Consider the following 12,782-nt stretch of genomic DNA (forward strand, 5'->3'; position numbering starts at 1 on the left):
TCATGAAAAATGTAATTCTCCTTTGTGTATCTGTTGTTTTCTTTTGGGCATGCTCCCAAAAGAAAACAACTATTATAGATCAAAATGGAGAAATAACATCCTCCAATATTGTCGAAAAAGTAAATGTACAAATCAAACAATATACAAAGGAGCCAATTTATCAAGTATATGTTAAAAACTCATTGTGCACTTATGATTTATTAGTTAATGATTATCCTATTGGAAAGATATCTGATTATGCACAGCAAGCAACACCTTATGATATTAATACTGCTATTCTAAAAAGCGGTAAACAAAAAATAACATTACGTTTGTATCCTGCGCCAGCTGAATACAGTAGATCAGGTGATACATTTTCCCCTAATACGTCATGTAAACTTGAAATAGAATATGTAAATAAAAAAGATCCTAATTATAATGCTATAGCAGTCACTGAATTTAAACTTCCTACGAAGATTAGAATGGCTGGAGAGCATAATGATATGGCAATTCCTGAATTTGAAGGAGCAGGAAAAAAGTATTATGAAATCACATATGAATTTGATGCTACTGTTCCTTATGAAAACGAAGGTTGGAGTAAGGGACAAGATCTTACAAAATTAGATCAAAAGCTTTTAGAGAAAAAAACTGTAGAATTTTATAATTATTATAAAAATATTTATTCTTCTAATAAAGCTGATGAACTTGCTAAAAATGAGTACGGTTCAATGAAAAGAGATGCCATCTCACAATATCAGGATAAGAAAGAGATATCTAAAATATGGGATGAATATCTATTTAATTTGAAAACTGTGAAAAAATGGTATTCATTAGAAAAATATAAAAAAGTATTTTATGGAAATGGTAAAATTATAAAGCTTGAACAAGCAAATGATGAGTCTTTATATAGAGGTGAATCAGCATTATATTATGATTCTGTTGAGAATGGTGATACATATGGTAATTCATTAGGATTGTATCTTTATCTTCCAGAGGGTAAAAAGCTGGAAGATGGTCTTGAAGTTGTACGTTAACCTATGAAAAATGTAATTCTCCTTTGTGTATCTGTTCTAAATCTTTGGGGATGTTCACAAGCTGAAAAACACCAAGAGGTTAATCCGATATTAACTACCGAAAACTATATTCCAACAATGCTTAAAGAAATAAAGCATTATCCAAAAGAACCTGTATATCAGGTATATGTTAGAAACTCTTTATGTCTTTATGAAGTACTTGTTAATGATTATCCTATAGCAAAATTATTTAACTATGGGCAGGAAATGACACCCTACAATATTAATAATGGTATACTTAAAAGTGGAAAGCAGAAAATAACCTTACGCTTATATCCGGCACCAGAAGAATATAGCAGATCAGGAAATGTATTATCTCCGAATGTGTCATGTAATTTAGAAATAGAATATGCAGATAAAAAAGATCCCGAATATACCTCTGTAGCAGTTAAAGAATTTAAGCTCCCAACAAAAATAAAAATGGCTGGCGAGCATAATGATATGGCAATTCCTGAATTTGAAGGAGCAGGAAAAGAGTATTATGAAATAACCTATGAGTTTGATGCAACAGTTCCTTATGAAAATATTGGATGGAGTAAGGGGCAGGATCTTACAAAGTTGGACCGAAAAAAGTTAGAAGAAACTACTCTGAATTTTTATCAAAATCAATGGAACTTATACAAGAATAAGGAAAATGATAAAGTATTTTCTTTCTTATTTCAAAAGGAAAAAGAAACTACACAAGCTTCATATGATGATGAACAAAGTTTATTGGATACCAAAAACTCTTACTTAAAACCATTTACTATTGGGTCGTATGCTTTAGAACAAATTAAAGACTATGACTTTAAAATTTTTGGAAATGGTAAGTTAATTACTCTACAACAGAAAAGTTTAGATCCAAGATTAAGATCAAACTCAGCTTTATGGGGAAAATATAAAAATGAAAAAGGAAGTACAATTGCTAACTTCAGAAATTATTATTTATATCTTCCAGAGGGAAAGAAATTAGAAGACGGTCTTGAAGTAATACGTTAATTCATGAAAAATGTTATTCTCTTTTTTGGTAATGGTAAAATTTTATATTCCACATGGTGAAAAAGAATTTAAAGTTTATTAAGTGAAATTTTTAATATGAAAAAGAATTCAGCATTAATAGGAGCCTGGTGTGTATTGCTTCTGTCATGTTCTCAAAATCAGAAAAAAGATGCAAAAGCAAATGATGAACTTAGAACAGTAATCGCAAAATATAAACCTACAGGAGATACTCTGAAGTATGTAAATTCCTTTCTTAAAAAATTGGACGATAAAAATACAGAGATTGGTACCTTTATCAACAAGTACGAATATCAAATAGAAGACTCATGTTATAAGGCTAATAAAAAACTTTGGGATTCTTTGAGTTTCTATCAGAATGAAACAGCACAAGAATCTTTTGATAGTCTTTTTATTACTCCCCAAATGAAAAAATACAGAGAACATTTCGCTATTAACTTTGATGAATATGCTATAGCCAGAGAATTTTTAGTATCACGTAATAGCACCGTGAAATACCTCAATAAAAAATATAAATTAGGACTTTGGGACCCTACTTTAGATCCGGTCAGAAAAGACTAATAAAATAATTTGATTAATAAAAAAACAAAAAAGGTTGACCTTACAAGAAGATCAACCTTTTTTATGGATATACTTAAATTATTTTACCAAAAACTGCGTCGTCACACCATCCAGTTTAAGAATATAAACTCCCTGTCCAAGATTGACAGTTCTGATTACATTTCCATTTCTGAAAGGTCTGTCGATCGTCTGAAGAGCTTTCCCTTGTAAAGTATAAATTTCAGCCTTTTTAACATTCTGAACATCTCCCTTTACAAAAATCTCCTGATTTGTGATCGGGTTGGGAGAGATTTTGAAACTCTGTGTACTTTCCGGGGCAACGTTCTGAGCTTGTCTGGCAGAAGAACCGGAATAACACGTCCATGTAAGATCATCAATAGCAATTCTGTTACCTGATGAATTATTTACCAGACTTACTGTTACATTACCTGAAACATTGATATTATTAATCGTTGTAGTTGTAGCCGTTGTACTGTAAGGTACCGTTCCTACCGTAGTTCCGTTTACTTTTACATCAAGAGCACCATTGCTTCCTGAAAATTTAAGCTGAGTAGTAACCGTTAAAGATCCAATACCATTTCCAGAACTGCTTGAAGTTAAAGAACCATTTCTTACAGTGATTGCTTTACTGTTGATTGTTTGATCCGTCCTAGAATCTGTAGCTGTCCATGAAATACCACTATTGCTCCATGTTTTGGTAGAATAAGTAGAACTTGCCGCAGGAATAGACTCAAAGTTTTCATTTGCACAACCTGTAGATGGAGTTGTACCGCCGCCTGCGTTTGTTGTTCCTGAAACAGTAGCACTGTTAGACGACGAATTTCCAGCAGCATCTTTAGCAACGATATAGAAACTGTATGTTGTAGATGGATTCAATCCCGTAACTGTTGTCGAAGTTGAGTTTGCATTAGTTTTCAAGCTTCCATTCATATAAACATCATATGAAGATACACCCACGTTGTCGGTAGAAGCATTCCATGCAAGAGAAATACTGTTGGATGTTTTTCCTGAAACAGTTAAAGCAGTTGCAGCTGTCGGAGCCTGTGTATCATTCGTTGGAGTCTGAGAACCCCAGATAAGATTTACATAGCTCGGATTATCTATAAAAGGATTTCTGTTACCCTGATATGTATAAGAAGCATTATTTCTTTTGATCTCAGCCTGAGAAACCGGATCTTGATTATGCCATGCAAGAAGAACATTTAATTCCCATGTTTGAAGTCCCGGAAAAGTAGAACTTCCAAGCATATTTCCTGAAGAAAAAGAAGAAAGTTTACTCTGGTAACGCGTTACGAAATAGAAAATCATACGTGCTACATCTCCCTTAAACTCATCAATAGGTTCGAAAACCGTCCCGGAATACCCGGAAGAAGAAGAATTACCAAGCTTTGAACCGTTTTTAGAGGTAAATGTTGCACTTCCCACCTTTCCGAAAGGATAATTACTTCTCATCCCATTTACCTTTCCATCTGTAGCACGGATAAAGTGAACATCAGATACCATTGGTGAAGATTGATTGAACAAGCTTTGAGGAACAATATGCTCTCTGTTATAGCAGTTTCCTTCCGTAGAATAGGTTCCACATTGATTGCTTCCTGGTGTATACTTATAAGGATCTGCACCTACAGGTTTTTCAGAATAAATATCAAGGATTGACCCATCATTTTCATAATCTTTGTCAATATCTGTAGTTTTATAAGCAGTCCATAATCCGTTGTAGCCTTTATCCTGATGTCCGCTACTGATAATACTGCTTAATGCCGTTTTCAATGCTGCACCGCTCAGTCCATTGGCAGCATTATAGTATCCTGCAGGAGCCTGAGCATTCGCAAGTCCCGCAAATACAGTGAATAGAATGATTTTTTTCATATTAATATAATTTCACAACAAGATTACTGCATTTTTGTGAATAAAAAATTACATTACCATTAATTTTGAATGTATCGCATTTGTATTTCGCTAATGAATTGTATTTGATTTATAAAATACATTGATATTAAATATTTTATGAAAATGTGGCTTAATAATTAATGTTTGAACATAAAAAAGCCGGTACATAAGTACCGGCATATATAATAATAGCTCTATAATTTTATTTTCTTTGTGGCGGATAGTTTTTCATGATTTCAGCCATGATTTCAGGAATCTGTCTCTGCTTAGATCTTGGAGAATCTACAGAAATTCCGCTTCCGATACCCTGCCATACCAATTTATTGGTTTTTGAATCAATCAAATCTACGATCAAAGCACCTTCATTGTAATTGCTGGTCCATGTTCTGTTCATCCCAACACCCCATCCGAAAGGTCCACCCCATCCCCACATTCCGTAAGGAGAAGTTGAATTGATATCGGTGATTTTTTTATGATTCGCTTTTACGTTGATAATCAGATCTGGATTCTCACCAGATTGTAGTCCTTTAGCCTGAAGTTGTCTTGAAAGCTCATTAAGAACTCTGTCTTTATCAATATCATTCAATTTTAGATCATCAATTCTTATTTTATACGTTCTGTAAGAATTGAAATTGGCTGTTTCAGCATAATCTGAACGCACCTGAAAAGGGCTACATGAAGTTAATCCCAATGTAGCTGCTGCCAACAAAATAAAAATATATTTTTTCATTTTATTTATTTTTTTTATCAATTTTAATGAATGTATCAGTCTTTTTATCGTACCCGTATGGACAATGTCTGCAACCGCTTTTACAGCAATGTCCTCTTTTTAGATGAAACTTCTCTGTAAAAACTTTGTATCCCTGTTCATTATAGTAAAAGTCTTCACCTTCTTTGATGTCATAATGGGCCATAAGTTAAACGCAAGTCAAAAAACTTTTTATATTTGTTAGTATGATAATTGTATGCCAAAAGCCGTTAAAAAGATTAAAAATTAATGGCATTGCTCTTTTTCCCTTTATCTTCATTAGGAAACCCGAAGATAAGGAAAATAATGTACTTATCAATCACGAAAAAATTCATTTGAGACAGCAGCTGGAAATGCTTATCATTTTCTTCTACATCTTTTATGTCATAGAATATTACTACTGGTTTTTCAAACTTAAAGACGGTTACCTTGCTTACAAAAGAATCTCATTTGAAAGAGAAGCTTATGCTAATGAACATAATTTGAATTACCTTAAAAAAAGAAAATTCTGGAGCTTTAGGAAATATTTGTAAAAGTGTTAAATTTCAGACATCAGACATCAGACATCAGACATCAGATTTTGGTGAGTAAATGGCTGCATCAATAGAGATGGGCTTTAGCCCATCCACTAAAATAAACCAAAATCCAATGGCTTTAGCCAAAACCTATATTTAAACACAAATAACACAAATAATTTCACAAATTCTGTATTATCTGTGGTTAAAAAACAATCAATAACTATCTGTAAAAACCAAAGGTAATACTGGAAAAATAATAATTAATCTTTTCCTACTTTTGTATTCCATAAACCATGAGTAGTCTAAAAAACTAAAATGCTATTACAACTTCCCACAGAAAATATTCCCATCCAGGAAATTTCCATTCATAAAAACGTAAAACTTTTCATCAAAAGAGAAGACTTGATTCATCCCCAGATTTCAGGAAATAAATACTGGAAATTATTTTATAACATCAATCATTATTTGGAAAAAAATCCGGAAAAGCCATATATCATAACATTTGGTGGTGCTTTTTCCAATCATATTGCAGCAGTGTCCGCTGTCGGAAATCTTGCTGGTATTCCGACTCTAGGAATAATCAGAGGAGAAGAACTGGAGCATAAATGGAGAGACAACCCAACTTTACTTTTTGCGAAAAGAAACGGAATGAACCTGAAATTTGTCACCCGTGAAGAGTATCGCCATAAAGAAAAACTGACTGAATTCCTGCAACAGGAGTTCCCTGACGCACTAGTGGTACCGGAAGGAGGAACTAATGAAGATGCCGTGGAAGGCGTGAAAATGATGCTCAATGAGCAAACAAAAGATTTTGACTATCTTTGCACCGCAGTTGGAACTGGAGGAACCATTGCCGGAATTTCAAAATTTTGTGAAGAAAATCAGAAAGTTATAGGATGTAAGGTTGTTGACGATGCTTCACTTGAAAATAAAATATCTGAATTAACCTTGAAGCAGAATTTTAATCTAATAGATTCATGTTTTGGAGGTTATGGTAAAATAAGTGATGAAAATATCCGTTTTATCAATGATTTCAAAGAGAAATACGATATTCCTCTGGAACCGATTTATACAGGAAAGATGATGCAGAAGGTTGTTGAACTGATTGAAGAAGGTTATTTTCCTGAAAACAGCAGAATTTTGTGCTTTCATACAGGTGGATTGCAAGGAATTGAAGGTGCTAATCTGCTTTTAGAAAAACAGAATAGAAATTTAATTATATAAGTAAAATTGAGAAACATGAAAAGACTTTTCCTATCCATAAGCCTTTTAGTTGTATCAAAATTTTCTGCTCAGGGATGGGCAACCGAAGATCAATACATTCAGAAATTTGCTAAATATGCAGTAGAGGAAATGGAAAAATATAAAATTCCGGCTTCTATTACTCTTGCTCAGGGACTTCTTGAAACAGGTGGGGGACAAAGCAGATTGGCACAGGAAGGTAAAAATCACTTCGGAATAAAATGTAAAGAAGACTGGACCGGTAAAACGATGAAACATACGGACGATGCTCCAAACGAATGCTTCCGTGTATATGACGATCCAAGACAGTCTTACGAAGATCACTCTATATTTTTATCCACCAGAAAATACTACGCAAATCTTTTCAAGCTGGATATGAAGGATTACAGAGCATGGGCAACAGGATTGAAAAAAGCAGGATATGCAACCAATCCGCGCTATGCTTCCATTCTTATTACTAAAATTGAAAAGTATAGACTATACGAATATGACAACACCAATTCTAATGAAGTGTTGTATGCTGTTCTTAAAATGTATCCGGATCTGAAAGATGACAGAACTTTTATGGCTCAGTTGGAACCTTCAAAAGCTGGAAAAAAAGCTAAAGAACCGGTTACCGTAGAAGTTCCTTACAAGCAGACTTCTTATGCACAACAGCAAAAAAGAGTAGAAAGAATCAAAACAAAAGCAGAGATTCTGAACTCTATTCTTATCAAAAGTCACCCGAATGACGGTCTTAAATATATCATTATCCCTGAAGATACCGATGTTAAATTCATTGCCAATAAATTTAGGGTTAGCGAAAGCCGATTAATGAAATGGAATGAATTGGAAAACGAAACTTTGAAGAAAAATTCTATCGTCTTCCTTGAATCTAAAAACTCTTCAGGAAATACAGCCACTTATAAAGCTGAGTCCGGGGAAGATATGCATGATATTGCCCAGAAATTTGGAATCAAACTCCATAAATTGTATGCTAAAAACAGAATGGATGAAGGACAGAAACCATCTGCAGGACAGCTGATTTATCTGATTGATAAAAAACCTAGAAACTAATATCTTATATTCCCATGAAAATATTAAATATGACTTCTAAATATCTTTGGATATTTTTGATGTTGATGTCATGTGCAGTATTTTCTCAGGAACAAAATTATATTCCTTACAGAAAAGGAAAATTATGGGGGCTTTGTGATACAGGGAAATTTATTACAGTACAACCACAATATAAAGATATAAGTTGGTATGATGATTCTGTAAAAGGTTTTCATGCCGAACTAAATGGTAAATTTGGAATCATTAGCTCCAATTCAACGCTTGTTATGCCATTTATTTCTGATAAACCAATAGCTGTAGATAAAGGTAAATTTCTGGTTTTTGATGGATGGGATTACTATTATTATTCCATGGAAACAAGAATGCGTCTGGAAAAACAAATCCAAAATGCAAGACCTCCGGTAGGTGATAGAGGATGGGGATGGGGAATAGAACCGTTCAGTAGAAAAGATATAAAAGAGCCTGTATTGAGCTGGGATGATCTTAACAATGAAGATGTTGAAATGTTGAAGCCCTATAATAACCACCAATATGAGCTCAATTTTAAAAGAGATTTTATAGAAATAAAAGCTGGTGATTCCTATATAGGGATTTACATTCCTGAACTTCATAAAATCTTTTTAAATACACCTGAGCTTGCACATATAGGATGGCAATATTATAAAGGCATTCCTTATATTTATACAATGAATACTTCAAATTTAATGGGACTTGTAGATATCTATTCCCATGAGGTATATCCTAATAAATATCATGAAATAGCTTTGGTAGATGTCCATCAATTGATATATCTTTCAGAGCCCGATCCCAATCATCAGAATAATTTAATTTTTAAAACAATTCTTCCTAATAATAACGTATTAAATGGGAAGTTTGATCCGGATATGCTGCTTTGGAAAAATGGTAATCCTTTCCAATTGTATTATATAATGATTGATGGGAAGAAAAATTATGCAGGAGAAGATGGTACCCTTTATTTTGAGGGTTAAATAATAAAAAATAGAAAATGAAGTATCAAAGAAGTTCGGCTTTATTTGATGAAGCCTACAAATACATTCCGGGAGGAGTAAACTCTCCGGTGAGAGCATTCAAATCCGTAGGAGGGGTGCCTGTTTTTATGAAATCGGCAAAAGGTGCTTACCTTACTGATGCAGATGACAATACCTATATCGATTACATCAATTCATGGGGACCAGCTATTTTAGGACATACACATCCTGAAGTACTGGAGGAACTGAAAATTCAGGCAGAAAAAGGATTCTCTTTTGGGGCTCCAACTGAACTGGAAACTGAAATTGCAAAATTCATCATTGAAAATGTTCCGAATATTGATCAGATCAGAATGGTTTCTTCAGGTACGGAAGCTTGTATGAGTGCAATCAGACTGGCAAGAGGATATACTAAAAGAGACAAAATTGTAAAATTTGAAGGCTGTTATCACGGGCATTCAGATTCATTCCTGATTAAAGCGGGAAGTGGTGCGGCAACTTTCGGAAACCCAAATTCTCCGGGAGTAACGGAAGGTACTGCTAAAGATACATTATTGGCTCGTTATAATGATTTTGAGCAGGTTCAGGATTTATTCCGTCATAATCCAGGTGAAATTGCAGCGGTGATCATCGAACCGGTTGCAGGAAACATGGGATGTGTATTGCCGGAAAATAATTTCCTACAAAACTTAAGACAAATCTGTGATGAAAACGGAGCTTTATTAATTTTTGATGAAGTAATGACAGGTTTCAGATTAGCTTTCGGTGGAGCTCAAGAACTTTTCAATGTAAAAGCTGACTTAGTAACTTACGGAAAAGTAATCGGAGGTGGACTTCCGGTAGGAGCTTTTGCAGGAAGAAACGAAATTATGGATCACCTAGCTCCAAAAGGAGGAGTTTATCAAGCAGGAACATTAAGTGGAAATCCACTGGCAATGAGAGCAGGATTAAAAACCCTTCAATTAATCAAAAATGATCCTGAATTCTTCAACAGATTAAGCAAAACAACACAAACTTTAGACCTTGAAATCGGAAAGATTTTAAATGAGAAAGGAATTGCTCATAAAATCAACAGAAAAGGTTCCATGATGTCTGTATTCTTCCATACGAACAGAGTTTCTAACTTTGATGAAGCACAGGAAGCAAATCATTCATTGTTCAATAATTTCTTCCACCAAATGCTTCAGAATGGAGTTTATCTGCCACCAAGTGGTTATGAAACATACTTCATCAGTGATGTGATCAAAGAAAAAGAAATTGATATGACACTGGAAGCTGTTAGAAAATTTGAATATTCTAATAAATAAATACAAAGAGACTGCCTTTTGAGACAGTCTCTTTTTTTATCTGTATTTTATTAAGTTGATTAAGCAAAGCCGTAGCAAAATAAACACATCCATCGCCCTTCCTTATTGGCAGCATCGGCATCAAAAATATAGAGTCCTTTACCATCAATATTTTTTCTTTGGCTTTGTGTATCTCCTCCGGAAATATCATTAATATATATGATGGTGCCATCCTGTTCTGCTCCATATAAGGTATTTCCTTTTTCTGTAAGTTCTGCACGGGTTAATCTTGGAGCAAGTAATCCGTCAATGGTCAAAATATCTTTTTTTGCTGTAATATCTAGAGTTGCTTTAGGATTTTCAGTATTAATTCCTGTTTGAGCCCATACGACCGATGATGTAGCTATTAAAAAGCAGCTAATAATTTTTTTCATATTTAAAAGTAAATTTAAATCCAGTCTTATTTTGTATTTGTAAATTGATTAAATAAAAGCGTAACAAAATAAGCACATCCATCTTCCTTCATTATTTTCAGCTTCTGCATCGAAAATATAGAGTCCTTTACCTTCGATAAATTGTCTTTGGCTTTGTGCATCTCCTCCGGAAGCGTCATTAATGTAAATTATCGCTCCATCCTGTTCTGCTCCATATAAAGTATTTCCTTTCTCTGTAAGTTCTGCACGGGTCAGTCTTGGAGGTAATAAACCTTCAACCGTTGTAGAATCTTTTTTTGCTGTAACATCAAGAGTTGCTTTAGGGTTTGCTGTATTAATACCTACTTGAGCAAATAAAATTGGTGAAGTACCAATTAAAATCAAACTAATCAATTTCTTCATATATTTTTTCTTACAAAGATAAATTTTACTGAAAAAAATGAAGTTGGTGTTTTATTGCGTGAAATGTAGTAAAGAAGCTGATTTATAATTTAATAAAATAGATATAAGAAATTATTTTAGTGATAAAATAGTGGATAATGTATTATTGCAGAGATATTTATTACCATTATAAAAAAATATAAATTATACAGATTTTGTAATAAACTATACACTTTGTTCCCCGCAGTTCTTTTTAATTTTGTCATAAATAGATTGGAAATGAAGACTTCAGACAATAATATGTCCCGCAAAGATTTTATCAGAAATTCAGCATTGGCAATGGCAGGATTAACTTTACTACCTAATATGATGAGTGCATCACCGTTTTTTGATGAGAAAAATATTTCAGCAAAAGGAAAACTTAGTCTTAAAAATGTTCGTCTGGAAACAGGATTTGAATACGATGAAGGAGAAGTATCTGCCACAAAAACAGATTTGTTCTATGTAGAAGTAGAGAACGGAAAAATTACAAAGATTTCTCCGAACCAGCCTAATGCAAAAGCTATAGATGCAAAAGGTCTATTAATGTTACCTGCATTTAAAGACATGCATATTCACCTGGACAAAACTTTCTATGGAGATCAATGGCATGCCGTAAGAAAAAGAACCGGTGGTATAAAGGGAATGATTGAGCTTGAGCAGAAAATGCTTCCTGAAATGCTGAAAAATTCAACCTTTAAGGCTGAAAAGATGATTGAATTACTACAGTCCAAAGGAACATCATTTGCCAGAAGTCATGTGAATATTGAACCTACTTCAAAGCTCCAGTCATTAAAAAATTTACAGAAGGCTTTAGAAAATAAGAAAAACAGTTTTGGGGCTGAATTGGTGGCATTTCCACAACATGGTGTTTTTTATACAGATTCTGCACCTTATTTGAAGGAGGCTGCAAAAATGGATATTGATTTCATTGGTGGAGTAGACCCATTCAATGTAGATGGAGATATTGAAAAAGTAATGGATTTTACAGTTCAGCTAGCGTTGGACAATAAAAAAGGAATTGATATTCACTTACATGAAACTGGAGATTCAGGATTGAAAACCGTAGAATATCTGATCAAGAAGGTAAATGAAAACCCATCTTTAAAAGGAAAAACTTATCTGAGCCACTGTTTTATATTAGCGAAACTAGAAGAAAAAAAACAGGAAGAAATTGCTGAAAAACTTGGTGAAGCACAGATCGGAGTGGTTTCTACGATTCCTTTCGGAAGGCTGATCATGCCCATCCCAACATTATACAAACATAATGTTACCGTATTGACCGGAAATGACAGTATTGTAGATCACTGGAATACTTTCGGAACAGGAAGCGTGCTTCAGAAAGCCAACTTAATGGCGCAATTATATGGATATTCAACGGAGTTTTTATTATCAAGAAGTTTAAAACTTGCCACAGGTAATATACTTCCACTAGATGATAAAGGAACTCAGCAATGGCCTAAAGCAGGAGATAAAGCAGATTTTGTTTTGTTGAACGCAAGCTGTTCTGCAGAAGCAGTATCAAGAATCTCAAATGTAGAATCATTGGTACATCAGGGAAATGTTGTTTTTTAAACCTTTATTTTAATT

Annotated in this window: 14 protein-coding genes; 9 read left to right on the top strand and 5 right to left on the bottom strand. The window is 33.8% G+C overall.

Annotation, left to right across the window (positions count from 1 at the left end; all coding sequences use genetic code 11):
• Positions 1–2 precede the first annotated feature (2 nt).
• The 3 genes from BW983_RS00075 (at position 3) to BW983_RS00085 (ending at position 2,609) form a co-directional block, all read left to right on the top strand.
• Complete coding sequence (locus BW983_RS00075; RefSeq protein ID WP_076548949.1) at positions 3–1,013, top strand: hypothetical protein; 1,011 nt, start codon at positions 3–5, stop codon at positions 1,011–1,013.
• Between the two features lie 3 nt (positions 1,014–1,016).
• The gene (locus BW983_RS00080) at positions 1,017–2,030 is read left to right on the top strand and encodes a hypothetical protein (RefSeq protein ID WP_076548950.1); all 1,014 of its coding nucleotides are present in this window, start codon (positions 1,017–1,019) and stop codon (positions 2,028–2,030) included.
• 96 nt (positions 2,031–2,126) lie between these two features.
• Entirely contained in the window at positions 2,127–2,609 is a 483-nt protein-coding gene (locus BW983_RS00085) for a hypothetical protein (RefSeq protein ID WP_076548951.1), read from the top strand.
• Between the two features lie 78 nt (positions 2,610–2,687).
• Here the strand turns inward: BW983_RS00085 and BW983_RS00090 are convergent, their stop codons facing one another.
• From BW983_RS00090 to BW983_RS00100, 3 genes are all read right to left on the bottom strand, one after another.
• Complete coding sequence (locus tag BW983_RS00090) at positions 2,688–4,478, bottom strand: endonuclease (RefSeq protein ID WP_076548953.1); 1,791 nt, start codon at positions 4,476–4,478, stop codon at positions 2,688–2,690.
• 223 nt (positions 4,479–4,701) lie between these two features.
• Positions 4,702–5,229 (bottom strand): DUF4136 domain-containing protein, encoded by a 528-nt coding sequence (locus BW983_RS00095; RefSeq protein ID WP_076548954.1) that lies wholly within the window; start codon positions 5,227–5,229, stop codon positions 4,702–4,704.
• 1 nt (position 5,230) lies between these two features.
• Complete coding sequence (locus BW983_RS00100) at positions 5,231–5,413, bottom strand: DUF5522 domain-containing protein (RefSeq protein WP_065396089.1); 183 nt, start codon at positions 5,411–5,413, stop codon at positions 5,231–5,233.
• Between the two features lie 40 nt (positions 5,414–5,453).
• On the opposite strand from BW983_RS00100, the gene BW983_RS00105 reads away from it, so the two are divergent.
• The 5 genes from BW983_RS00105 to hemL all read left to right on the top strand — a co-directional run bounded on the left by BW983_RS00105 (position 5,454) and on the right by hemL (position 10,359).
• The gene (locus tag BW983_RS00105; RefSeq protein WP_076548956.1) at positions 5,454–5,780 is read left to right on the top strand and encodes a hypothetical protein; all 327 of its coding nucleotides are present in this window, start codon (positions 5,454–5,456) and stop codon (positions 5,778–5,780) included.
• Between the two features lie 300 nt (positions 5,781–6,080).
• Positions 6,081–6,989: a 1-aminocyclopropane-1-carboxylate deaminase/D-cysteine desulfhydrase gene (locus tag BW983_RS00110; RefSeq protein ID WP_076548958.1), complete on the top strand. Its 909-nt coding sequence runs from the start codon at positions 6,081–6,083 to the stop codon at positions 6,987–6,989.
• A gap of 15 nt (positions 6,990–7,004) precedes the next feature.
• Positions 7,005–8,063, top strand: coding sequence for a glucosaminidase domain-containing protein (locus BW983_RS00115; protein WP_076548960.1), 1,059 nt, complete (start codon positions 7,005–7,007; stop codon positions 8,061–8,063).
• A gap of 14 nt (positions 8,064–8,077) precedes the next feature.
• On the top strand, positions 8,078–9,052 hold the full coding sequence (locus BW983_RS00120; protein WP_167369940.1) for a hypothetical protein: 975 nt from the start codon (positions 8,078–8,080) through the stop codon (positions 9,050–9,052).
• A 17-nt stretch (positions 9,053–9,069) separates the two neighbouring features.
• Entirely contained in the window at positions 9,070–10,359 is a 1,290-nt protein-coding gene (gene hemL / locus BW983_RS00125) for a glutamate-1-semialdehyde 2,1-aminomutase (RefSeq protein WP_076548964.1), read from the top strand.
• Positions 10,360–10,418: 59 nt separating this feature from the next.
• On the opposite strand, the gene BW983_RS00130 is transcribed toward hemL, so the two are convergent.
• Positions 10,419–10,772 (bottom strand): hypothetical protein, encoded by a 354-nt coding sequence (locus BW983_RS00130; RefSeq protein ID WP_076548966.1) that lies wholly within the window; start codon positions 10,770–10,772, stop codon positions 10,419–10,421.
• A gap of 48 nt (positions 10,773–10,820) precedes the next feature.
• Positions 10,821–11,174, bottom strand: coding sequence for a hypothetical protein (locus tag BW983_RS00135; RefSeq protein WP_076548968.1), 354 nt, complete (start codon positions 11,172–11,174; stop codon positions 10,821–10,823).
• A 258-nt stretch (positions 11,175–11,432) separates the two neighbouring features.
• Between BW983_RS00135 and BW983_RS00140 the strand changes: the two genes are divergently transcribed.
• On the top strand, positions 11,433–12,767 hold the full coding sequence (locus BW983_RS00140; RefSeq protein ID WP_076548970.1) for an amidohydrolase: 1,335 nt from the start codon (positions 11,433–11,435) through the stop codon (positions 12,765–12,767).
• Positions 12,768–12,782: the final 15 nt, after the last annotated feature.

This window comes from Chryseobacterium ureilyticum, assembly GCF_900156735.1.
GTDB classification, from domain to species: Bacteria; Bacteroidota; Bacteroidia; order Flavobacteriales; family Weeksellaceae; genus Chryseobacterium; species Chryseobacterium ureilyticum.